This is a genomic window from Lederbergia panacisoli, assembly GCF_024626525.1.
Classification (GTDB): Bacteria; Bacillota; Bacilli; order Bacillales; family Bacillaceae_C; genus Lederbergia; species Lederbergia panacisoli.
Map to the genome: position 1 here is coordinate 66,510 of NZ_JANJGU010000013.1, position 24,655 is coordinate 91,164.

The following is a 24,655-nucleotide window of genomic DNA, read 5'->3' on the forward strand; positions in this document are numbered from 1 at the left end:
TTCTCACTCCCGGGTAAAGTAATTCGTAAGTGAACCTAGTTTTTCTATTTCAACTGTAACAACGTCGCCTGGCTTAAGATAATGCTGCTCGCCTTCTGGATAGCCCATGACGACGCCTTCTGGTGTACCTGTTAAAATAATATCACCAGGCTCCAATGTCATATGCTGCGAAATATAGCTCACGATTTCTGCACAATTAAAAATCATATCCGATGTATTGGAATTTTGTCTCAATTCCCCGTTTACATATGTTTTTAATGAAAGGTCATTGGGATTTCCTACTTCATCCGCCGTAACTAAGTAAGGTCCGACCGGGCTAAATTTATCACATGACTTTCCGAGCAGCCATTGTGGTGTTCTCAATTGCAAATCCCTTGCTGACAGGTCGTTTACGGTACAATACCCAAAAACGTGGTCCAATGCAGAATCTACATTAATGTACTTTGCTTTTTTACCAATGACGATTCCGAGCTCTACCTCGTAATCTAGTTTCTTCGTCACTTTCGGAACTGGAATTTCGTCTTTATGTCCCGTTAACGTGTTGTCGAATTTATTGAATAAAATAGGGACTTCCGGATAAGGAGCGTTCGTTTCATCGGCGTGTTTTCTGTAATTCAAGCCGATGCATATAATCTTATGCGGCCTCGTGACGCTTGGCCCCCAAGTGATTTCCTCCTCATCCACAAAAACAGCTTTATTTTCACTAATCGAATAGTCAATAAAATCTTGAAGTCTTGCCACTTCTTCCTTAAAACCGGAAATAACATCCATCATATCCGTTTTTATATCAAAATTAATGCCATTTTTGACGGATGCAGAAATATCGATGATTCCATGATCCGTTTTTACACCTAGTTTTTGTTCCCCTTGGTCTACAAAAGTTAATAGTTTCACTTTACATTCTCCTCTCAAATCTTATGCATTTTTACCAAAAGTTGCTCCGCCATCAATATAAAGGGGTGAGCCCATCATGAATGATGCTTCATCTGACGCTAAAAATAATGCAGCATTTGCAACATCCTCTGGTTTTCCTAGATCACCGCTTAATTGTCTTTTTTTAATCCCAGCAATTGCTTCTGTCGGGTCATCGTAGGCGGATTTTAAATAGTTTTCTACAAATGGTGTGAAAATTGTACCTGGCAGAATCGCATTCACACGAATATTATATGGGGCGTAGTCGACCTGCATCGCTTTTGTCAGAGCAAGAACCGCTCCTTTTGTCGCTGAGTATAAAGCTCTTCTTAAAAGCCCAATCTCCGCAGCGCACGATGACATATTAATGATGCACCCGCTTTTTTGTTCCATCATATGAGGCACAATATATTTACTTGGCAAATAAACGCCCTTTACATTGACGTTCATCACCTTATCCCATACATCTGGTTCGACCTCATCTACCCTTCCTACATTACTGATTCCTGCATTATTGAATAAAATATCAATTTTTCCATGCTTCTCCATCACGAATTGGGTTAAAGCTTGAACATCGTCAGGCTTTGTCACATCTCCCAAAAAGAATGATGCATTTCCGCCATTCTGTTTGATTTCCTCGACTGTCTCTTCACCATGCTTCTGATTAATATCATTGACAATCACATGAGCACCTTCAGAGGCGAAACGAAGAGCCGTTGCTCTCCCGATTCCGCTTCCTGAACCGGTTATAACAGCAATTTTTCCAGTTAATCTCACGTTAACGCCTCCCGCTCCTGCTGCATATGATCTTCCGGTTGCGCTGCTTTTACCGTTAAACCTCCGTCCACCATTAAAAGGTGACCATTAATTTGCATCGCTTCTTCAGATGCTAGGAAAACGACGGCATCGCCGATTTGCTTTTCGGTTCCTAATCTTTTCATTGGATTTGCTTCAATTTCTTTTTCACGTATAGCTGGATCCGCTAAATATTCACGACACATCTCTGTATCGATCGTACTCGGTCCGACTGCATTCACGTTAATATTATATTGGCCAAGTTCAATGGCGAGAGCCTTTGTCAATTGATGCGCTGCTGCCTTTGATGAAATATAATGAGGTACAATTGGGCTCGTCACCAGTAAACTAGCCGTTGATGCGATATTAATGATTTTGCCATATCGCTTTTGTATCATCTGAGGTGCTACTCTCTGAGAGGTAAGAAAAATGGATTTTACATTTGTTTGATATGTCGCATCCCATATATCTTCGGTGACATTTAAAAATGGCTGAAAGGGAGCAATACCTGCATTATTTACTAAAATTTCTACTGGACCGAGTGTCTTTTCAACCTCGTTAACCATACGATCTACTTCATCTTTCACGCCTACATTTGCTTCAACGATCATATATTTTCCTGAAAAATGAGTTTGTAAGCTGGAAAGGACCTTTTCCGCTTCTTCTTTCTGTTCCGGCGATTTATAATTGATGGCGACATAAGCACCTTCTTCGGCAAGCCGCTCTACAATGGCCGCACCAATTCCTCTACTTGCTCCTGTTACGAGCGCCACCCGGTTTTCTAGTCTTTTCACTTGTAATCCTCCTTACCCAATTCGGCATTCCGAAAGCACCTTATCCGTGAATTTACACCCTAATCCTGGCTCCTCCGGCAAAGTATAATAGCCATTTACAACTGAAATGGGATTTTCCCAAATGTCGGCGATCGACTCATAGCAATATTCAACCATCGGAACATTCATTGAAGCCGCCGCTAACTGTACATGCAATTTTTGCTGTACATTTGTATGTGGGATAACCTCGAGATTATAACAACGAGCGAGAGCTGCAACATCGAGCCATTCATCAATTCCTGATAGTTTCGTAGCATCCGCTTGGACGATATCGACCGCTCCCATCTCAATATAATCACGGAAATCATATTTCGTATAAATCGTCTCACCGACAGCAATTGGCAGGTCTAGAGTGCGAGCCAATTCCGCATGGGCTTTTTTATCAAATGGATTCATCGGTTCTTCCAGCCAGTACACATCGAACTCCTCAAACTTTCGGCCCCATACGATCGATGTTTTAAGATCCCACACTGTATTGACGTCGACCATTAATTTGATGTCATCGCCAATCGCTTTTCTGACCGCCTTCACTCTTTCGTAATCCTCTCGTGGATTAGGCAATCCGACCTTCATTTTTACAGCATCAAATCCGCGTTCAATCAAAGCCGTCATATCACGAATCAGTTCATCTTGCGTCACTTGGAGCCAGCCGCCATCCGTGTTGTATGCCTTCACCTTATCTTTGACTGGTCCGAGGTATTTCCATAACGGCAAATTAGCAACCTTTAATTTTATATCCCATAGAGCCATTTCAACGGCACAGAGCCCAACGCGGGTAACACCGACTTGCCCAATAAAATGATTCGTATAATGAAGCTCTTTTAAAACATTTTTATAGAGAGCTGGGTCTTTACCTATTAATCTTGGAGCATATGTATCATCGATAATCGCTTGGACGGCCCTTGTTCCCTTCGTATAATTCCAGTTAAAACCCCAGCCATTGATCCCTTCATCTGTATCAATGCGAATCGCGATAAATTCAACACCCTCAAGTCTAGTTTGCGAATCGGTAATGGCTCGTTGCTTTAAAGGGACATCAAGTAAATACGTTTCAACGTGAGTAATCTTCAATAAAATTCCTCCTTTAGTTAACGCCTTCACTTTTTAGTTTAATTCAATTTTAAAAACGACAGGGGTTGCACTTTTTACTGTTGACGTTTGCAGCAATAACGCATCTTCTTCCTGATTCCATATTGGCTTTTCATCAAATCCTAGAATAGATATATCTTCAATCAATCCATGGAAAAATGATGATTTTTTTCCTAACGACTTGATTTGAACTTGGCCATCTTCTGGATATACGAGCACGGTTGCATATAAATGACTTCCTTTTCTCGTAAAACGGATATCTTCACTCGTAAAAAATTTAGCCGCTTGATCCGTAAATTGCCCTTCTTCAATATTATTCGGTCCTTCTCCGAACGTTTTCCAATAAGTCGTATCGTAAATCGCTTCGCCGTTCACTTTAAGCCAATCGCCAACAGCCAACAAAATTTCTTTATCTTCTTCTGGAATCGTCCCATCCGCTTTTGGACCGATATTTAATAAAAGCGCCCCATTTTTACTAACGATATCAACTAGATTCTGAATGATTTCAATAGATGACTTATAATCATTGCCTGGAGTATAGCACCACGAATTCCGGGCGACGGACGTACATGTTTGCCAAAAATAAGGCTTTTGTTCTGCAAAGTGGCCTCTTTCCATATCAGGCACCGCACTGCCGAAAACAAAGGCATCAAATTTATAATTAATTGCGACTTGTACGCCCCATTCCTCCGCGCGGTTATAGTAGTAGGCGGCAAATTTTTTCAAATACGGTTTAAATGCTTCCGTTTGAATCCACCAATCAAAATAAAAAACTTTTGGTTGATAGTGATCGATGAGTTCACAACAGCGAATCAACCAATCTTCTAAAAATTCTTCCGTTGGTTTTGGTGAATGAACATCATGAAGATCCGTTTCTGGCATAGATGGCCAATACAAATCCCCACAAACGAGAGGTTCTTTAATATCAGAGTCAAATTCCTTCCCGCCTGACATAAAAAACCAATGTTCTGCTCGATGGGACGAAACCGTAAGCTCTAAACCTTGCTCTTCAAAGGCCTCCTTCATTTCCCCAAGCAGATCTCGTTTTGGGCCCATTTCATGTGCATTGAATGAGGAAATTTCACTTCTATATAGTTGAAATCCATCATGATGTTCTGCAACAGGCATAATATATTTCGCACCAGATTTCCTAAAAAGCTCCGCCCATTCTACAGCATGGAAGTTTTCCGCTTGAAACATCGGAATAAAATCTTTATAGCCAAAATCTTTATGCGCTCCGTACGTTTCGAGATGATGCTTATACTCATCTGACCCTTGAATATACATATTTCGCGGGTACCATTCGTTGTTGAAAGCAGGAACCGAGTATACTCCCCAATGGATAAATATCCCGAATTTCGCATTTTTGTACCATTCCGGAACTTGAATTTGCGATAATGAGTCCCAATCATTTTTGAATCGTCCTTTGGCAATCGTGTCGTCAATCCTCTGTAAATATTCGCGTTTATCCATTATGTCATCCTTTCCTATTAAACTATATATAGTATTCTTCATATTTTGTTAGAATCCTTGATAATTTACGACTTTTCTTTAAAGAGTTTTGTCTGTATACGTAAATATTTTTAAGGAATACTACTCTTTGGAGGTGAGGAGCGTGTCGAAAGGAAGAAAAGCTGACCCATCAACAATCGGTTTAGGATCATCACAAACGATGGGACAAGGAACGACAGCAAGGGAAACTGGGATCAAAAAGGATTCAGCAAGAAAGAAAAATAAGAAAGAACTTTAATATGTATATCATTTACATAAGTAAAACAGGCGGAAATGTATTCTGCCTGTTTTGCTTATTTTTAAAAAATGATTCCTTACAAAATTTGCTCTAGCTGGAGGCGCTCCCCGTCTGGTCCACGAAAAATGGCGAACTTCTCCCCATTTTGATAAAGATTTGGATCTAAAGTTATGTCTAATTCAAATACAATGCCTTTACTCTTAAGTTCTGCCACTGCTGCCTCTATATCATCTACAAGAATAGATAAATGGTTGATAGGCCCATTGAGCCCGTCTACCCTATCATGCTTCGCATCTAGAAACTCGATAACACAGGACTGATTCCCCATAAATAGAAGACTTCGACTACCATCTTCATTGAAGTGTTCCCAAACAACACTGAAACCCAACATATCTTCATAAAACTTTCGGGATACTTCAACATCTCGTACACTTAATCCCACATGACCGAATCCCAAAACATTAAATTTCTCCATAATTTTCAATTAGTCTTCCTTTCCAATTAAGCTATATATAATATTCTTCATCATTTACTAGAATCCTTGGTATTTTCCAATTTCTCTTAAAAGAGTTTTGTCTGTATATGAAAAACCCGGAATCAAAAAGCTGTCTTTTTTCATAAGCAAAACAGGTGGAAAACAAGCGTTTAAATTCCCCACTTAATACGGGATTCTTCCATTGTAACCTGCTCTTTTGGATCCTGTTTCGTATGTCCTAAAGGCTCAGTTCCAACCCATCTCTCATCCATAGGCTCTGTATTTAGCTGGTAACGTGTATCAACACTAATTCGATAGCGATTAGTAGTATTATTAATGGAGGCGTGTAGTGTAAACATACCAAAAATGATAACATCACCAGCACTAAATGGAGTAGTAGCCCATTGCCCACCGTATTTATCTACAATCTCTATTGGATTTGTTGATAGCCAACCATTTGAAACTCTATCCCGATCTACATCCATTTTTCCATACGTTTCTTTTATTTTTTCAAAGTTTTGAGAGCCTAAGCAAATTGCTAAAGGCCCCTGTTCTAAGGGGGTATCACCTAATGGTGTCCACATCGTATAGAGATTTCTTGTTCCTCTACCCATGTAGACAATATCATAATGAGCTCCTGTAAATCCTTCCCGTCCCACAGCACGTGGCCATTTATAATTGTAAGTGGTTGCAGTTCCTTCTAAAAAATCATTGAAAAAACTCATAACTTTTGGGGAATTGACAAGTTCAAGAAGATCAGGGAATTCTAAAGCGAAGTCTAGTCCTCCCCCTCCGTAAAATCCTCCCTTATTTTGTGGTCCAATAATCCCCTCATCAATAGGTTCGCCATCCGCTAATTTCCCTTCAAGTTGCAACTTTTCTAGAATATTCCTTCGAGCAGCTAATACCTTTTCCCTATCATGAAATCCCCGAAACAATAAATACCCTTCCTCTTCCATCCTTTTTCGAAGCTTGTCTGTTTGATCTAAGATATCATTTGAATCTCTTAAATTTGTTAGGTATTTACTTCCCATTTCCAATTCATGTTTTCCCATTTTTAATATCATTTTAATTGTCCTATCCCTTCATTTATTTTATATATGTATATGTTGCCCTATCAAATAATAGTCAAATACTTACGAATCTAAAAATCTAATACAACTATCCTAATTGTTGAACTTTAATTAAACAACGAGCTCTCCTTTATTTTTTCTCCACTCTGAAGGTGATAATCCTTCAATTTGTTTAAACCAAGATGAAAAGGAATGTATATTTGAAAAGCCAATTTGCTCAGATATAATTTGCAAAGACTTTTTAGTATAAACTAATAACCATTTTGCCTCTGCCATTCTATAATATTGATGAAATTGTTTTGGGGTAACCCCGTATAAGTCTTTGAACTTACGCCTGAAATTTGATTCAGAAAAACCAGATAGAATTGCTAAATCACGCATTCGTATTTCTTGATGAAGATTTGAGCGGATATATGTTGCCGTGGTCTCTATCGTAATTGGAACATGACTAGTCTTAGAATGTTGTAGTAAAAACAGCAAAAAAATTTCTACCCATGTACATACTACTTTTTTTTCTTCTATTAAAGGTTGTGATTTCATTTTCAGCCAATTCCTAAACAGCACTTCATACTGTTCCCTGTAAATTTGTAATAACGTTATAATTCGTGGAAATTCTGTATGAGTTAATTGATAAAATAATTTTTTTAACTCTTTTGGGATAAATGTTGCCTCAATAACGCCCCATCGAACAGGAGTAGTCGCATAAAAACGATGCGGTACATTTGGAGGAATGATCACTACATTACCTTCTTGTAAAAAATACTCTGTATTTTCAAATTGAAACACAGCATCCCCTTCAAGTAATATCGATATTTCATAAGCCTGATGTTTATGGAATCCCATATCCCATCTAGATGAGTGAGTATTTATACTACTATTTATTAACACCAATGCTTCACCTTCCCATATTGGATGATCTAATAAATTTCTATTAACGATTTCACAATATCTAGGCGATTGCACAATAAAATCCCGTCCAATTCAACCTTTTATTCCGGTAGTCGATATACCTTGAATAAAGGTTTTTTGTGCAAAGAAGAAGATTAGTATTATTGGTAGGGTCGCAACTGTTGAAGCAGCCATTAACATCCCCCATTGAGTTCCATATTGCCCAATAAATTGTTGTAAACCAAGGGCTATTGTATATTTAGATTCATCATTCAAGTAAATTAATGGTCCCAAAAAGTCATTCCAACTATTCATAAAAGTAAATAAACCAACAGTAGCAAGAGCAGGCTTTGATAATGGTAGAACAATTTGCCAAAAAATACGAAATTCTGAACAGCCGTCAATTCGTGCGGCATCTGACAACTCATAAGGAATGGTTAAAAAAAACTGTCTTAGTAAAAAGATAAAAAAGGCATTGGTACCAAAAAATGCGGGAATAATTAATGGTTTAAATGTACCGACCCAGCCAATTTCTTTAAAAACTAAAAAAAGAGGTATCATAATTACTTGGTATGGCAACATCATCGTTGTTAGCATAATAAAGAAAAAAACATTTCTGCCCTTCCACTCAATTCTTGCGAAACCATAGGCAACAATTGCAGCCGATAAAATAGTGCCTAATACCGTAAAAATGCAGATAACCATAGTATTTTGGAAGTATAGACCAAAAGGAACAAAAGTTAATGACTCCGGAAAGTTTCCCCACATAAATTTATCTGGTATCCATTCTGGCGGCCATTTAAAAATCTGAGCCTCAGGTTTTAAGGAAGTTGACAACATCCAGACAAACGGAAATAAAAAAGAAATACCAAATATTATTAAACAAAGGTGTGCTATTGCTTGCTTTATGGCTTGTCTTTTTTTCTTGCTTAGTCCCGTGTTGTAAGACCCCATTCACCCATCTCCTTTTAAAAGAAAGGGAAAATCATTCCCTTTCTTATTTATTCAGATTTTATCTTTTCGATTTCTTTCTCTATTTCTTTTTGGACATTTTCTAATGCTTCCTCAGGGGATTTACTTCCAGTCATTACCGATTCTTCCGCCGCACCTATGCGATCCCAATAATACTGCTGTACAGGTATCACAGGGGTAATTTGAACATTCTCACTATTGAAAAGATCAACAAATCCGTTTCTGTATGGAATTTCATCTAAATATGATTGGTAGCCTGCTTGTTCAGTAATTTTTGGTGAGGCAGGAATCCAACCACCTTTTGCTAACATATTACCTGCCCATTCTTCGTTTTTATATCCTGTCAGCCAAAGGATAAATTTCCATGCTTCTTCAGGGTGTTTTGCACCTTCTGGTATAATGTTATAATTTCCATTAATCCAAGATGCGTTAGGTTTTCCATCTATTTCTGGGTAAGGCAAGGGAGCAACACCGTAATCAAGGTCGGGAGCGTAATTCTGCAAGTCTAACAATCGCCACATTCCGTCAACAGAAAATACTGTTTTTCCAGTTAAAAATGGCCAAGTACTGTTTGTGGTATTAGACTCTAAACTCTTTTGAAAAGAAGCAATTTTTTTGGGATCGTACTTTTTCGCATATGATTCAAACCATTTTAATGTTTCCAGATTTTTTTCATTTGTTGCAGTTGGGTTTCCTTCTTCATCAACCCATTGACCACCAAAAGCTGTATACCATTGAGTTAACCATCCTGGCATAAAACCTATTCTCTCAATAAAGCCCCTATCATCCATTTTCCATAATTTGTCCTGTAACGCATCCAGCTCTTGAATTGTTTTTGGAGGGTTTTCAGGATCGAGCCCAACCTCTTTAAATACATCTTTGTTATAATAAAGCATAAAAGAATTCATCGAAAACGGAACCGCATACATTTCATCTTTATATCTTCCAATTTCGGCTACTATTGGGTACATCCAATCCTCTAAATCGGGAGCATTGGCTTTGATATATGGATCTAGGGACTTGATTGCTCCTTTTTCTGCCCAAGACGGAATAACTTGATTCCATTGGGTCATTACATCAGGTGGATCCCCGCCCGCCTGCGCAGTTAAAAATTTTGAATTTGCGTCACCCGCAATGGACAATGCCTTTACATGAATATCTGGGTGACTTTCGTTGAATTCATCTACTAGACTATCAATCAGCTTCTTCCAATCACCAGTCCACATATGCCAATATGTAACTTCGACTACTCCATCTTTAGCTGTGTTTTTCGACGAACCATTGGAACTACAAGCCATTAAGCTTAATAGCATGACACTCATTATTACTATGAAGAAAAGATTTTTTTTGCGTATTCCCACTTTAATCCCCCCAAATTTTATTATTCTCCACCGTAGTAAACCCAGCGTGCTGAAGATTTAAATACTAATAAGGTAACTAACATGATAATAGCGAATAAAATCCAAGCCATTGCCGACGCATACCCCATATGGAAATAAGAAAAAGCGTTATTATATAGGTACAGTGCATAAAATAATGTGGAATCATTTGGGCCGCCGCCCGTCATAATATAAGCTTGTGTAAAGTATTGAAAGGAGCCTATTAAGCCCATTATTAGATTAAATAATATGACAGGAGTAAGCATTGGTATGGTGATAAATAAAATTTTATGCCACCAGGTTGCTCCATCAATATCTGCTGATTCATATAAATCATTCGGAATATCTTGTAATGCTGCCAAGTAAATAATCATTGGTCCTCCAACCCCCCATAACCCCATCAAAATCAAGGCGGGTTTTGACCATTGTGGATCAACTAACCATCCCGGCCCCATAATGCCAAAATACTCCAGCACAGCGTTGATTACTCCAAATTGCGGGTCTAGCAACCACAACCAAAGAATAGAGGATGCGACAAAAGGTACTATGGATGGTAAATAGAATATTGTTCTATAAATCGCCATTCCCTTTATCTTTAGATTAAGTAATAATGCGATCCCAACACCTACAACGACGCCTAAAGGGCAAAAAAACAGAGTATAATAAAATGTGTTATAAAGAGATTTCCAGAATAATTGATCGTGCATCAGTTCTTTAAAATTCTTAAACCACACCCATTTGGGTGACTGGATAATATCGTAATCTGTAAAACTATAATATAGAGACATCGCAAATGGCGTTAAAGTAAATGCAAGGAAACCAATTAACCAAGGTGAAATAAAAATTAAGCCTTTTTTTAAATTTTGCTTCTCTTGATGTGTAAGCCTATTTTGTTTAACAACCATTTCTTTTGATGTCTTTTCTAACGAAAATTTCTGCGGACTAGTCAAAGTTATACCCCCAGTATGCAATCAGAATCCGTTAATGAGATTTTTGAACTGGATATTCCTTTCTCAATATTTAAAGCCTCTCCTCCTAAACTAAAGAATAATTTGTTATAAAATACTTCGATAATAATAGATTTAATCCTGTATTTTTATATCGACAAATCATGATAGGGAAATATGTCAAAAAACCTAAATACTTGGGTTGAAAACACATGTTTAAACTCGCATTAACAGGAATTTATCGAGTTTTTTAAAGTTATTTATTTTATCGGAAAATAGTATAAATTCCCTATGACCTTTTATCCATAATTTTATGTGAGATGTTGAAATTGGGGTAACCAATCCTTATTTACTTCAAACATCTTATCCACCATTGATTTAATTTCGGCTAGGCTAAGAACTGCAGAAGTTAAGGGATCATAACAAATAGCATGGAAAATTTTACGTGGGTCGCCAGTTAAGGCTCCTTCTACAGCTAATTCCTCGCATCTGGCACTTGTATTGATTAAAATGGCTAATTGCTCAGGTAAATTTCCTACCTTAAGTGGACTTAATCCACGTTTAGAAGCTATTACAGGCACTTCCACGCAGCATCCTTCCGGCAAATTGTCGATTAGTCCTAAATTGCGTACATTGCCGTTTTTGGAGATCAAACATTGTTTGATCTCCAAAAACGGCATTAAAAATATAGGAGGCATATTCATTTCCTCTATTTAAATCAATCGGTTCATCTCTCCAAGAAATCAGTTGTTTTTTTGAGTTCTTTCTATTTGCTTCATAAGATTTAACGATCATAGCATGCAAACCAGGATTCCATCCCGTTCCATGAGTACAATACTTTTCTATTAAATCTGGACGTTTTCTAAACCAAGCATTATATTCGGAATTATGCCCACTAGATTCTGTAACGTAATAATCTAAATGGAGGAACATCTCATTCCTAACCTGTTCCTCATTATAAATTTCCGGGTTATTTTCTATACTCTTTCGAATAAGTGGATAAGCATCTTTTCCGTTCCATTTATAGTTTAGATAAAATGCCTGATGGTTGATTCCGGCACATTCATATGTAATTTCCTCCATTGGTGCACCAATCCACCTTGCCAACATTTGCGCAGTGCCTTGTACACTATGACATAATCCAGTTACTTGAACTTGTGTTTCACCCTGCATTGCCCTACAAAGCATAGCCATTGGATTAGTGTAATTAAGAAATATTGCTTCCGGACAATACCTTTCAATGTCCCTACAAATTTCTAACATTATTGGGACTGTGCGTAAAAAGCGGAATATTCCTGAAGGGCCCCTTGTATCCCCAATATTTATATCCACACCATATTCCTTAGGTATTTCTATGTCTTTTCTCCAAACTTCAAGATCATGGGCTAGAATGGTACATACAACACCATTCGCCCCCTTTAATGCTTCGGGACGGTCCATCGTGCATTCTAATTTTGCCGAATGATAATTACCTGCTTCAAAAATCCCTTCAACCATCTTTTTGGCAAAACCTAGTCTTTCCTCGTCGATATCCATTAAACAAATAGTAATATCCTCAAATGCCTGGAATGTTAATAAATCGCGCACTAAATTTTTAGTGAAAACTAGACTGCCAGCTCCTATAAAAGTTATTTTTGCCATTATAGTTTGACCCCCAAAACTAAATTATTATAATTGCTTTTATAGATGGAAAATAAATGTTGATGAGTTTTTAGTCTTTTTGCAATTTTTTGCAATTATTCCTAATTATAAATAAGTCTCAATCTTTTGTATTTGCTCGAAACGTCATTTTATTTATTGAAAAACAGCATATTTCTAATTTGGTAAATTAGTCCCAATATATATAGTCTTTTAAAAAAGCAGTTTCTGTGATGCAGATTATGCAGAGAAAGTTTAAACTATTTTTAACAAAAAATGCTGTTCCTCCATACTAGAGAAACAGCATTTTTTGAATGCAAATCTTCTTTTTTATGATTATATTAAATACTTAAAAAATGAGTATCCAAATACCATTAATCCCTTCTTTTATCCATTTTCCGGGGCGATTGACTCCGTATCGCAACGGAATGATGACTTTTTTCATTTTATCGGGGCGATTGACTCCGTATCGCAACGGAATGATGACTTTTATCCTTTTACCGGGGCGATTGACTCCGTATCGCAACGGAAAGATGACTTTTTTCCTTTTATCGGGGCGATTGACTCCGTATCGCAACGGAAAGATGACTTTTATTCTTTTATCGGGGCGATTGACCTCGAATCACAACGGAAAGATGACTTTTATCCTTTTATCGGGGCGATTGACTTCGTATCGCAACGGAATGATGACTTTTATCCTTTTATCGGGGCGATTGATACCGAATCACAACGGAAGGACTTCTTTTATCCATTTTCCGGGGCGATTGACCCCGTATCGCAACGGAATGATGACTTTTAACCTTTTACCGGGGCGATTGACTCCGTATCACAACGGAAAGATGACTTTTATTCTTTTATCGGGGCGATTGACCTCGAATCACAACGGAAAGATGACTTTTTTCCTTTTATCGGGGCGATTGACCTCGAATCACAACGGAAAGATGACTTTTTTCCTTTTATCGGGGCGATTGACTTCGTATCGCAACGGAATGATGACTTTTATCCTTTTATCGGGGCGATTGATACCGAATCACAACGGAAGGACTTCTTTTATCCATTTTCCGGGGCGATTGACCCCGTATCGCAACGGAATGATGACTTTTATCCTTTTATCGGGGCGATTGACACCGTATCGCAACGGAAAGCTTATTTGTATTCTTTTACCGGTGCGATTAGCTCCGAATCCAAACGGAAACCTATATTTTTTATCATCTCAGTCCTGCTTTGAAGCATTTTTCCAAAACGAGAGATAATGCTGTCCTCTTATCAAGGAACAGTATGTTCACATTGGCTTGATATTCATCGCCAAAATAATCAATATCAAAACAACGTTCAACCCAGCGATAAAATCACAAGCGCAAACTGGAGACTAGCCGATTCAACCCAGAATAGCAAAGTCAAACTGAATAGCGCGAAAAAGACGGTGATTTTGGTTTAAAAACACTCCGTGCTAATTTAATGAAATTTTTTTTCTAGTAAAAAAGGACTGATTAAATAATCTTGGAAGCTAGCTAACAACTTTGCTAAAAGTTAAGCCAACTAGTAATAATTTCATCTCGACATATTTTTTTGTCGACCCCCTCAAAAAAAGTTGTTCTTCCGAATAACTATATGTCTACAAAAATGGACAAAAAATGACGAGGTGATTATGGATGAAAAACAAATTGAAAAAAACTGGTGCGGCTTTGCTAGTCGCGGGATTTACTGTAACAGGAACAGGCTATGCTTGGGCAAATGGACAAGCGCTAGATTCATATGAAAAAGATTCTTCTTATGTAGTCGCAGAATTACCTGAAACAGTGAACCTACCTGCAGAAGAAAATGAAGTTATTGAAAATGAAGTAGATGTAGATGAAGAAATTGGTACAGAAGAAGTAGAGAATGATTCAGATGCAGCAGTGGATGAGGCGGACGACGAGCAAGGAACAACGGAAGATGCCGATGATGAAGAGGTTCAGAAAGACGATTCAACAGAGGAAGCTGACATTGGAGAAGTCGAGGAAGAAACAGGAGACTTAGGAGAAACTGAGGAAAAAACAGAAGACTTAGAGGAAACAGATAAAGAAGATGGCGAAGTAGAAGAAGGAGCAACTGATACTGAGGAAGATTCACTTCCGGCAACTCCAGAAGGGTATAAGGCTGGTAATCTTGCTGCTCTTGGAAACGCGTATGAAAAAGTAAAAAATCCAACAGCAAAAGCTGCCATTAAACGTAATATGGAACGTTCTGTTGAAAAATGGGAAAGCAAGCAACCGAAAGCTGAAACCCCTGAGCAAACAGAAGAAAAAGAAGAAACCATTGAGGACGAATCACCAGTAAAACAGGAAAAGCCTGCTAAAGAAAATCAGGTGAAAGCTCCGCAAGCACAATTTAATGCAAAGCAATTAGAAGAGAGAAAAGAATTAAAGTCGGCCCAAAAAGCTGAGCGTGAAGCTTTAAAGGTTGAGCGCAAGGCAAAAAAGGAACAACAAAAGCAAGAAAAAAAGAAATAATATCGACTTATTTCAGCAAACAGCTTTTCAATTTTCATTTCACCCTTTACAGTTAAGTTGTATTGATCTAATGAGAACGGAGAGGTACTTATGCTTTTGTCTATCATACAAGGATTCAACAAGAAGTCTGATACAACATTGAATGAGCTTGTATTGGAGGCAAAGAAAGGCGATGAGAAGGTCATGAATGAGCTTCTTATCGCATATACTCCGTTCATGAAAAAAACGGCTTCATTAGTTTGTAAAAGATTCATTAATGAGCATGATGATGAATTTAGTGTAGCCTTAAAAGGTTTTCATGAAGCTGTACTACACTTTAATCCTAAAGAGAATACGTCGTTGAAGACTTTTTCTCATCTGATCATGAGGAGACGCCTCATTGATTATATCCGAAGTGAATCAACGAGAAATGAAACGTTTTTTACTTTAAAAGAGGAAAACGGGGAAGCAGGTGCAGTTGATCAGCATCATGTATTCAATGAAATTTCGATTTCTTCATTTTTAAAAGAACAGCAAGCAGCAGAACGCCGTGAAGAAATAAAGGAGTATTCTAAACTATTAAAAGACTATGGCATGTCGTTTCAAGTGTTAGCCATTTCTTCACCGAAACATGCTGATTCAAGAAAAACAGCTTTTCAGATTGCAAAAATCATCGCTGAAACACCCAAGTACTATACTTATCTTATGGAAAAGAAAAAATTACCTATAAAGGAACTTGCGTCTATCGCAAAGGTTTCAAGAAAGACGATTGAACGACATAGAAGATATATTATTGCGGTTACACTGCTATTCAATAGTGATTTTGTGTACTTAAAGGAATACATACGAGAGGAACTTATATGATGCGGAAAAAGAGAGGCATTGTTTGCGAAAAGAAAAAGTATTATACGATATTCTTAACGAATAACGGGGAATTTTTACCCGGGACCCCATTGGCTGGTAAAGCAGAAATAGGAGATGAAGTGGAATTTCTCCAAGTTTCTCGCCCTTCTTTATTCGTTAGAAAAACAAAGCCCGTTTTACTAGGATCGCTTATGATGGCTGCAGTGTTTCTCTTTTTCATCGTTGCATCTTTAGTTCCGAATACAGACAAGGTGATGGCTTATGTCCAATTGGATACAGATAGGGCTTTGGAATTTGGTGTTAATCAAAAAGGGCATGTTATTTCCTTGCGACAATTGAATGATGCGTCTACTGAATTTTGGGACAGCTTTGATGAGTGGAAAGGTAAACCTATACGCACTGTATTGGAAAATGCATTAAAGGAATCATCGAAACAACCGAGTGACGTACAAATTATGATTACGACGATTTTTCCCGACAGTGAGAGAAACGATAAAGTTCATGAAATTGTGGATAATGCAGTAAGCGGTGTTCAAAAATCGCATAAAGAATTGACCTTGGAAATTAAAGAAAGCACTTCTGAAGACAGGTTAATGGCGGATGAGCAGCAAATGTCCGTCCACGAATTTATAAAAAGTAAACAACAAGTTGATATACCCGTAGAAAAAGATGCATTACCGGAAACCGAACAACAAAAGAAGATAAACCCAGTAATTCAAAAAAAGGGACAAGAGAACAAGCAACATTCTGAAAAACTGCAGAAGGAACAAGACATCCAGGAACAATCAAATAAGGAAACAGATCTAGATATTCCATCTAGTAAAAGTGAGAAAGAAAACGAGCAGCCGAGCAATTCAAAAGTAACAAAGGCTCAAAATACTAAAGAGAATAATCCTAAAGTAGATAAAGCTAAGAATCAAGATGTTCCTCCTAAGAAGAAAGTGCCACAACCAGATCCGCCTGAAGCAAAAAATAAAGCAAAAAAGACAAAACCAGACCTTCCACCTAAAGGGAAAGGGCGAGAGAATAACCCAAATAATAATAAAAACCCGTAATAATAAATAATTTATATAATCTTTTAACTAGACGGTTTCGACCGAGAAAAGCGTCTATTCCTAACGATAAAATCAGGTGGAGAAAAACAATATGTTTTTTCTCCACCTGATTTATTTAGGTCTGTTTAAGGATTCAGTCCCGATTTTCTAGAATATATTCCAACATACTGATCAACTGCTTTGCATGTTCCACGTCAATATGTTTTCCAGAATGCTGTTCAATCCGCTCTTTAACAAGTTCTAATTTTTTACAACCATTACCTTTTGCTTGCTCCGCTTGTTTTTCCTTGCCCTCTTTCTGAAACTTGACCATTTGCTCAAAGTCACGCTGGGCATTTTTCAATTGAACTGTTAATGATTGCCGAATTCCCTCGTTCGCAACAAATTGTTGGATTCGTTCTTGGATCAATTTGATACTTGGTTTCTCGTATCCCGGGATATCACCCGTTTCATAATATGCCCGTATTTCTTCCTCTGATAAAACGATTCCATCGTATACGAGCAACTCGTCCATTAAGCCCTTAAATGGAAGATCCCAATAATTGACACCTAAGGCAAAGGCGGCGTTTGTTGAAGTAAACACATTCGGGAAGCCTGCTCCTGAAAATTTGTTTACACCATTTACATACACATTGATTTTACCTTCGTCCACTGTAAAGGCGATATGAGACCACTCGTTTTCCAGAATCTGCATTCCAGTATTTGCGTCGTACCATGCAGATCCAGACCAAACCATCGTTTCATCACGAACTGGCCCTTTCGGTACAATGCTCACCCAGCTATCAATTGTTCTCGAGCCGAAGAAGGTTGTTGTAAAATTAGTGAGCTCTTCTGGATTGAGCCAAAGAGAGACTGAATATTGATTGCTAGATATTAAACCATTAGGCAGCCTGACACCAGATACTCCATCAAAAACAGCAGATTTTCCAGTAATTCCGTCCCCATATGAAATTTCTCCGCCACTGTTATCGATTCGATTCCCTGTAACAGTTCCTGCCGCTGCATTTTTAGTGCGATCAGATAAGTCATCTTCAAAAGGATAATAAGCAACTAATCGAGCATCCTTTTCAGCCAGCACAATAATCGTAAATGTTTTGCTTGCGGCTGCCTCACCTTTCGTAATGGTAGCAGTCAAGGTGACTGTTACATTCCCAGCTCCTGCGGCTGGGCGATTCACAACTCCTTGTGCCGATACGACATCAGGATTGGAAGACTGCCAAGAGATTTCTGTACCGCGAGCACCTTCTGTCGGTAATTCTAGATTGGCGATCACGGCATTTGTATCACCAAGATTTAATTGATTTTTAATAATCTCGACTATTTCCTCGTCAGTTCGCTCGATCGTTTTGATTCCCCATATGGAAACACCCTCGCCAGACAACGCAGTAAATGTCATTCCTACTTTATCAACGACCGAGTTCCATTGACGCAAAAATACACCATTATAAGATTTGTCATCGATGGTAATCGTTGCACGATTATCATCCGATAACTCCCACGAACCATTTGCTCCGGAAATAGTGCCATCCCCGTTTAAAGTAATCGTAATCGCCTTTTTCAACGTTTTGGAGATATCTTTTCCATGGTTAATAAATTGATAATCCCCAACGATATCCTCTCTATTAACCTTTTCAAGTGTTTCTCCAGTATAGCGATAAGGTGCCGCAACTGGCCAGCCATCTTTATTCATAAATAATTGATGTACGCGCACCTCGTGAGTTTCCCCGCGTTGTGGGAATCGTGTATGGAATACTAAAAATTGCTTATCTATGTCTTTATCATAGAAGATCGAATTATGTCCTGGCGATAAATATCCATAGCCAATTCCTGTACCAGGGTCTCCAACATTTCTCTCAAACAGGAAATGTCCCATAATTTTGTTGCCATAAGGAGAATGGTCGACGTTTCCTGGCAGGACCGCGTTTTGCCCGATTGCATCTACATAAGGGCCAGTTGGGCTCGTTGATCTGAACACCCTCATATTATACTCGCCGTCAGCTGCAAGCCATCCAGTCGTCAAGTACAAATAGTAGTAGTCCATTTTCTGATCATACACAACATAAGGACCTTCGCCCGATTTCCCGTACCCACCTGATATTTTTGTCCCGAAATAGCGATCAATCAATCTTCCATCAGAAGTAGTGCCATCCTCGCCTGGGTAGATTGCTTTTCCATTTGTTTTATCAATTTCGAGGATAAAAATTCCTCCGGACCAAGAACCGTAGGTCATCCAAAGCTTACCGGATTCGTCATAAAAAAGATTCGCATCGATAGCATTTGGAAAGTTTCCGTTATTATACGCTCCATTACTATTAAACCATCCTGTTCTAATGCCCGATAGCTTACCATCATCAATCAAATCTTTAATATTCGTATTATCCCATTTTTTATTGACTTCACTATCAATATCGTAAGCCTCGTCTCTCGTGAAACCGGAATACATTATTGTATCGACATACGTATAGGGTCCTTCAATATTTTTAGAAACGGCATAGCCTATGGCGGAACGAATATATGTGGAAGATGCACTATAGTACATCATATAAGCACCATTCGATCCATCTTCATTAATGTAATGCTCATTCCAAAAGATTTCCGGAGCCCAGACAGCAAAGCCGCCCTTACTATCTGAATCATTTTCACCAGCCCACTTAAATGATTCTGCGAGGTTAGCGGAAAGATCGCCATAAAGTGCGTTGCCCGGAGTTCTATACCCATTCGTAAAACGTGTCCAACTCATTAAATCTTTTGATTTAGCTGCTTCAATATGTGTCCCAAAAACATAATACATATCACCTTCTTTTATAATAGAAGGATCGTGAACTGATACATTATTAAACACTGGCGCTTCCCCTTCGATTTGATTGGATTCCGTTTCCTCTCCCATTACACTGCTTGGAATTACTAATAAAAGGGTTAGGAAAACAAGCATCAGTTTGTACACTGATTTTTTTAACATAGGAAACCTCCTTGATATAATTTTTTAAATATTTGTGACGGAATTATGACTGGAGAAGTTATTAGGAGAAAGTGAACTCCCCTCTCTAACGCAAAGCACAGTAGTATGTACGTGATGGAAAGTTGCAGTATTCAAGTAGGTTCCTAGCTTCGTCAATACCCCTCGTATCAGTTTCTGAACTGGAGCCTCATTTAGGACAATCCTTTTATAGTGTTTCATTAATCCAAACAAGCATTTCTCCCGGTTCACGGTTACACCAGGCAAAATAAGGGATAGCAGTTATTGTAGTAGATTCAAATTTTTGTTCATCAAATGTATAGAGTTGCTGTCCCCAATTGGACCCATCTGTACGGTTTGCTTGTGCCTTAATTATTGTCACACCACCTAGTAAACTAGAATCAAAAAACATTTCAGTGTCAGAACTTTTTGGTAAAAAGATATTTGGCAAGTTGGGGCCATTATCCACTTCTTCAATGCAATAAACAATCGGGCCTCTTTGTAATGCAACTTTTCCAGCATTCTCCCTTACTTGTGGATGTGCCTTAATTCTTTCGACCGGCATTGATAATGCTAATTCAACTGTGTCCCCATCTTTCCATTGCCTTTTTAAATATATATAGCCGTCTTTAAGTACATCTTCTACATCAATATGTTCTCCATTGACGGTCAATTGGGCTTTTCTGCACCACCCAGGCATTCTAAGCCCCAGTGTGAATTCAACTAGATTTGTTGTGGATATGATCATTTTTACATTTTGATCCCATGGGTAATTGGTTTCTTGAGTGATTTTTACTTTTTCATCGCCAAATTCAAATTCCGCCGCGTTCCCCATATATAGATTGATAAACAATTCATTTTCCGATCGGGTGTAAATATATTTCCCAATTGAAGCAACCAATCTTGCCAAGTTCGGCGGACAACATGCACAATTAAACCATTTTTGTCGTACCGATTTTACATGACCATGATCATGTCGAGTACATGCCTTTGGCCAAACTTCCAGTGGATTGACATAGAAAAACTTCTTCCCGTCTAAGTCCATTCCACTAATAGTGCCATTATAAAGAGCACGTTCCATCACATCTGCATATTTAGCATTTTTATCGAGATTTAACATTCTTTTTGCCCAAAAGACTAATCCAATCGAAGCGCATGTTTCGGTGTAAGAAGTATCATTCGGAAGGTCATAATCAAAACTAAATGACTCGCCAAATGCACTGGATCCAATACCGGCCGTAATATACATTTGTCGATTCGTTACATTTTCCCAAAGCGTTTTACATGCTTCAGCAAGTGATTCATCACCTGTTTTTACAGCAAGATCTGCCATGGCCGAATACATATAAACGGCCCGAACAGAGTGTCCCACTGCCTCTTTTTGTTCCCGAACCGGCAGATGTGATTGACTATATTCATGTCCATAATACCAAAATGGTTTCGTATCTCCTCGAGACTCTGCCTCTTGATCAAAAAAGTGCGGGTGTCTTCCACGTTCATCAATGAAAAATTTACTGAGTTTCAAATATTTATCCTCACCTGTTGTCTCAGCTAATTTAACAAGAGCCAATTCAATTTCCTGATGACCGTCATACCCTTTTATTTTCCCTTCCCCTCCTCCAAAGACCGAGTCAACATACTCCGCGAATCTTACCATTATATCAAGTAATTCACGTTTTCCAGTTGCTTCAAAATACGCGACTGCAGCTTCTATCATATGGCCGCCACTATATAGCTCATGTTGGTCTCGTAAATTTGTCCATCGTGCATCGGGTTCTTTTACTGTAAAATAAGTATTTAAATAGCCGTCTTTTTGTTGCGCCCTGCCAATTAATGCGATTAAGTCATCAACTGTTTTTTCAAGTTCCGGATTGGGATCGGATACTAAACTATAAGCGACTGCTTCGATCCATTTTGCAATATCACTATCTTGAAAAACAAATCCATGGTATTCACCTTCTGTATCTCCAGCAGCTATTCTAAAATTTTCCACAGCATGGCTTGGTTCCGCTCCCTCAATCCGATCGTTCAATGCCTCCCATTGATAGGGAATCACCTCGTCTCTCACAATATCCATGTATCTGCGCCAAAACTTATCGGAAATTTTCACTTGGGATCCCCTTTGCTTAGTTTGCACCTTTTAGCTCCTCCATTTCTGACTTATATTAGAAATTTGTATGCGCTAACAAAAATAGTGAAAATCTGGTATACTAGTTATTTTTGCAACGAACCACGCGCTTTGATAGTTTTGGCAATGATGAAGTGACAATTGGGTAACATAGCTATGTCTAGCTAAGCACTAAAACATTTACTGAATGAGGCCCTACTTCGACCGCTGCCTCAAAAGAATTAATTTGGATTGAATATTCAACTGTTTTACAGCTTTCCGGTTGACCAACATCATTATAGCTATCTTTGGAAGAGGAGATTAAGGAGTACATCACTCCTTTTTCAAATTTTGAATTATTTTTAATCCTTACGACCTGTGCTTGATTTGGATTTCTATTTACGATAGAAATCCGTAGGTTTTCCGATCCTTTTTTAGTAGTCGCAATTACGTCTATTGATGGCACTTTGTACGTTTTCCCACCATGATTAACTTCAAAAAAGTCCGAATCCGAGGTCCAAGAATCTATAATGGTATCACCCATGTATTTAGAATATAATTCAAATACATAATAGGTTGAACGCAGTACAATCCCTTCCTTATGTGTGAAAATGGCTCCGCGAGTGTTAACAACAGGGGCAAAGTTTGCCATTCCAACAAGATCACTATATTTTAAACAAAGATTCAAAAAGCACGCATTAAAGATTGCGTCTGCCATGGTATAAGTAGCGTTAATGTCATTCCGATCCCTGGCTGAAATGATGTTATCCGCTAACCAATCCCCTCCATGTATATTGGGGTGGTGCCACCCCCGAAGGTTCCATTCGTCAAACGCAATTTTTATTTTATTTAAATATCCTAAAGATCCAAGGATATACTTAGTTTTTAAAATCTGTTCCTCTATCTGTAACGTATAAACCATACAGGATTCATAAGAGGATGGGTTATCTACTTGTTGTAAGCTGTCCCAATAACCATGGATTGAAATCCAATCTAAATACTCACCGGCCTCTTTGAGTAGATTAATATTCCAATCCAAATCAGAAATACTGGCTGCAAGTAATTCAATGCTAGGATCGACACGCTTCATCATTTTAGCTGATTCTAGAACAAAACGCCCCCATTCCTTTTGTTCCTTAGCCCCTATTTCCCAATAGCCATAATTTTCATTCCCGATGCTCCAATATTTCACATTATAAGGCTCATAATGACCATTTTCGATTCTCATTTTTGCAAACTTTCCTTCATTCCTTAAGTTGCAGTATTCAACCCAGTTACTAGCTTCTTCCGCTGTGCCTGTACCAGCATTCGTACAAATATATGGTTCTGCTCCTATCGCTTGGCAGAACATAATGAATTCATCCGTTCCAAAAAGGTTAGGTTCTTCGACTCTCCATGCCTTATCAAAAAACGGTGTTCGCTTACCAACACCATCTTTCCAATGGTAATTAGAAACGAAACACCCACCGGGCCATCTTACAATTGGTGTACCAATATTCTTTAATGCATCCAACACATCTTTACGGAACCCTCTTTCATCTGATAGGGGAGTGTTCGGGTCAAAAATACCTCCATAAATTTGTCGATGAAAGTGTTCAATAAAATGGCCATAAATCATTGGATTTGTTTTCCCACATACTCGCTTTGTATTCACTTCAATAATTGTCTCTTTTTTCATTTTCTCACCTCGAGTTTATTAAATGGAGTATGAATGCTATTCCACCTTTTTAAAACAAAAAAAGGATTGCTAGTTTCATGACATATTTAATTCTCTTGATGTTTGAAATTCGATTCAAGAAACCCTAGTATCCATTTTTTGAAATATTTGCAACGAAAACCACATGCAGCCTAAAGCGGCAATACTAATTGAAAAGAACGGAATCATTCCAGGGAACTCCAAAGAAAAGAAAATGACGCCTACAATGACTAGCCCACTTGCAGCAGTATAATGTATTTTAGATAATCCAATGATAAGAGCATTCCTCAAATGCTGAAACCATGAAGCCTTATAATGGACAAGTAATGGGAATGTCCATAAAATGATAATGCAATAGAAAAAGAGAATAAGGTAGAACATGAATGGTATGATAAATAAGATTTCACCTGCTGCTTCAGCAAGCACCTTGTAATTAAGATACAGCAAGCCCCCGACAACCAACAAAATCCAGCCTAATATATTTGCACCTGCAAACTCTTGGAAATATATTTGTTTAAATGTTTTCCAAAGCTTTAGTTCTTGTTCCCCCATAATCCACTTTCTGGATACTCCTAATGCTGCCACTGTAGCCGGAAAAATCCCACCTACAAAAAGGCCAAAAATAGTAAACAGAATCCATAGCCCATTCACTGCTGCGAGGCGCATAATCCATTGAAATAAACGATCAAGTGTAGATACAATCCGTTTACCATCCATGGTTGCTTTCACTCCTTATTACCCCTTAAATTGTTTTA

23 protein-coding genes are annotated in these 24,655 nt (G+C 38.2%); 6 read left to right on the top strand and 17 right to left on the bottom strand.

Features of this window, described 5'->3' with window-relative positions; genetic code table 11:
* Window positions 1–3 precede the first annotated feature (3 nt).
* Genes NQ185_RS15595 through NQ185_RS15615 form a run of 5 tightly spaced genes read right to left on the bottom strand, consistent with a single transcriptional unit; the run spans window position 4 to window position 5,102 of the window.
* Window positions 4–894, bottom strand: a complete 891-nt coding sequence (locus NQ185_RS15595) for a fumarylacetoacetate hydrolase family protein (protein ID WP_257582916.1) — start codon at window positions 892–894, stop codon at window positions 4–6.
* A gap of 21 nt (window positions 895–915) precedes the next feature.
* Window positions 916–1,689, bottom strand: a complete 774-nt coding sequence (locus tag NQ185_RS15600) for an SDR family NAD(P)-dependent oxidoreductase (protein ID WP_257582917.1) — start codon at window positions 1,687–1,689, stop codon at window positions 916–918.
* Window positions 1,686–2,501 (bottom strand): SDR family NAD(P)-dependent oxidoreductase, encoded by an 816-nt coding sequence (locus NQ185_RS15605; protein ID WP_257582918.1) that lies wholly within the window; start codon window positions 2,499–2,501, stop codon window positions 1,686–1,688. Before NQ185_RS15605 ends, NQ185_RS15600 begins: the two co-directional genes overlap by 4 nt.
* 12 nt (window positions 2,502–2,513) lie before the next feature.
* Window positions 2,514–3,611, bottom strand: coding sequence for a mandelate racemase/muconate lactonizing enzyme family protein (locus NQ185_RS15610; RefSeq protein WP_257582919.1), 1,098 nt, complete (start codon window positions 3,609–3,611; stop codon window positions 2,514–2,516).
* 33 nt (window positions 3,612–3,644) lie between these two features.
* Window positions 3,645–5,102 (bottom strand): alpha-L-fucosidase, encoded by a 1,458-nt coding sequence (locus NQ185_RS15615; RefSeq protein WP_257582920.1) that lies wholly within the window; start codon window positions 5,100–5,102, stop codon window positions 3,645–3,647.
* A gap of 142 nt (window positions 5,103–5,244) precedes the next feature.
* Here NQ185_RS15615 and NQ185_RS15620 point away from each other — a divergent pair, with 142 nt between their 5' ends.
* Window positions 5,245–5,379: a YuzL family protein gene (locus tag NQ185_RS15620; protein ID WP_257582921.1), complete on the top strand. Its 135-nt coding sequence runs from the start codon at window positions 5,245–5,247 to the stop codon at window positions 5,377–5,379.
* 76 nt (window positions 5,380–5,455) lie between these two features.
* On the opposite strand, the gene NQ185_RS15625 is transcribed toward NQ185_RS15620, so the two are convergent.
* The 8 genes from NQ185_RS15625 to NQ185_RS15660 form a co-directional block, all read right to left on the bottom strand.
* Entirely contained in the window at window positions 5,456–5,854 is a 399-nt protein-coding gene (locus NQ185_RS15625; protein ID WP_257582948.1) for a VOC family protein, read from the bottom strand.
* A 170-nt stretch (window positions 5,855–6,024) separates the two neighbouring features.
* Entirely contained in the window at window positions 6,025–6,921 is an 897-nt protein-coding gene (locus NQ185_RS15630) for a phytanoyl-CoA dioxygenase family protein (protein WP_257582922.1), read from the bottom strand.
* A gap of 117 nt (window positions 6,922–7,038) precedes the next feature.
* A complete protein-coding gene (locus tag NQ185_RS15635; protein WP_257582923.1) occupies window positions 7,039–7,815 on the bottom strand; it encodes a helix-turn-helix domain-containing protein in 777 nt (258 codons plus the stop codon).
* 93 nt (window positions 7,816–7,908) lie between these two features.
* Window positions 7,909–8,769, bottom strand: a complete 861-nt coding sequence (locus tag NQ185_RS15640) for a carbohydrate ABC transporter permease (RefSeq protein WP_257582924.1) — start codon at window positions 8,767–8,769, stop codon at window positions 7,909–7,911.
* 47 nt (window positions 8,770–8,816) lie between these two features.
* Entirely contained in the window at window positions 8,817–10,148 is a 1,332-nt protein-coding gene (locus tag NQ185_RS15645; protein WP_257582925.1) for an ABC transporter substrate-binding protein, read from the bottom strand.
* 20 nt (window positions 10,149–10,168) lie between these two features.
* Window positions 10,169–11,116, bottom strand: coding sequence for a carbohydrate ABC transporter permease (locus NQ185_RS15650; protein ID WP_257582926.1), 948 nt, complete (start codon window positions 11,114–11,116; stop codon window positions 10,169–10,171).
* Between the two features lie 308 nt (window positions 11,117–11,424).
* A complete protein-coding gene (locus NQ185_RS15655) occupies window positions 11,425–11,700 on the bottom strand; it encodes a family 4 glycosyl hydrolase (RefSeq protein ID WP_257582927.1) in 276 nt (91 codons plus the stop codon).
* Window positions 11,675–12,754 (bottom strand): family 4 glycosyl hydrolase, encoded by a 1,080-nt coding sequence (locus NQ185_RS15660; RefSeq protein ID WP_257582928.1) that lies wholly within the window; start codon window positions 12,752–12,754, stop codon window positions 11,675–11,677. Before NQ185_RS15660 ends, NQ185_RS15655 begins: the two co-directional genes overlap by 26 nt.
* 307 nt (window positions 12,755–13,061) lie before the next feature.
* Between NQ185_RS15660 and NQ185_RS15665 the strand changes: the two genes are divergently transcribed.
* From NQ185_RS15665 to NQ185_RS15685, 5 genes are all read left to right on the top strand, one after another.
* On the top strand, window positions 13,062–13,550 hold the full coding sequence (locus tag NQ185_RS15665) for a hypothetical protein (protein ID WP_257582929.1): 489 nt from the start codon (window positions 13,062–13,064) through the stop codon (window positions 13,548–13,550).
* A gap of 16 nt (window positions 13,551–13,566) precedes the next feature.
* On the top strand, window positions 13,567–14,004 hold the full coding sequence (locus tag NQ185_RS15670) for a hypothetical protein (protein WP_257582930.1): 438 nt from the start codon (window positions 13,567–13,569) through the stop codon (window positions 14,002–14,004).
* Between the two features lie 399 nt (window positions 14,005–14,403).
* Window positions 14,404–15,243 carry a hypothetical protein gene (locus NQ185_RS15675; RefSeq protein WP_257582931.1) on the top strand — a complete coding sequence of 280 codons (840 nt, stop codon included), beginning with the start codon at window positions 14,404–14,406 and terminating at the stop codon, window positions 15,241–15,243.
* A gap of 90 nt (window positions 15,244–15,333) precedes the next feature.
* Window positions 15,334–16,086, top strand: coding sequence for an RNA polymerase sigma-I factor (gene sigI / locus NQ185_RS15680; RefSeq protein ID WP_257582932.1), 753 nt, complete (start codon window positions 15,334–15,336; stop codon window positions 16,084–16,086).
* On the top strand, window positions 16,083–17,141 hold the full coding sequence (locus tag NQ185_RS15685) for an anti-sigma factor domain-containing protein (RefSeq protein ID WP_257582933.1): 1,059 nt from the start codon (window positions 16,083–16,085) through the stop codon (window positions 17,139–17,141). Before sigI ends, NQ185_RS15685 begins: the two co-directional genes overlap by 4 nt.
* Before the next feature lie 133 nt (window positions 17,142–17,274).
* Here NQ185_RS15685 and NQ185_RS15690 read toward each other — a convergent pair whose 3' ends face one another.
* The 4 genes from NQ185_RS15690 to NQ185_RS15705 form a co-directional block, all read right to left on the bottom strand.
* Window positions 17,275–20,100 (bottom strand): lipocalin-like domain-containing protein, encoded by a 2,826-nt coding sequence (locus tag NQ185_RS15690; RefSeq protein ID WP_373370819.1) that lies wholly within the window; start codon window positions 20,098–20,100, stop codon window positions 17,275–17,277.
* Between the two features lie 205 nt (window positions 20,101–20,305).
* A complete protein-coding gene (locus tag NQ185_RS15695; RefSeq protein WP_257582934.1) occupies window positions 20,306–22,207 on the bottom strand; it encodes a glycoside hydrolase family 127 protein in 1,902 nt (633 codons plus the stop codon).
* 178 nt (window positions 22,208–22,385) lie between these two features.
* Complete coding sequence (locus tag NQ185_RS15700; protein WP_257582935.1) at window positions 22,386–23,882, bottom strand: alpha-L-arabinofuranosidase family protein; 1,497 nt, start codon at window positions 23,880–23,882, stop codon at window positions 22,386–22,388.
* Window positions 23,883–23,996: 114 nt separating this feature from the next.
* Window positions 23,997–24,629: a YesL family protein gene (locus NQ185_RS15705; RefSeq protein WP_257582936.1), complete on the bottom strand. Its 633-nt coding sequence runs from the start codon at window positions 24,627–24,629 to the stop codon at window positions 23,997–23,999.
* Window positions 24,630–24,655: the final 26 nt, after the last annotated feature.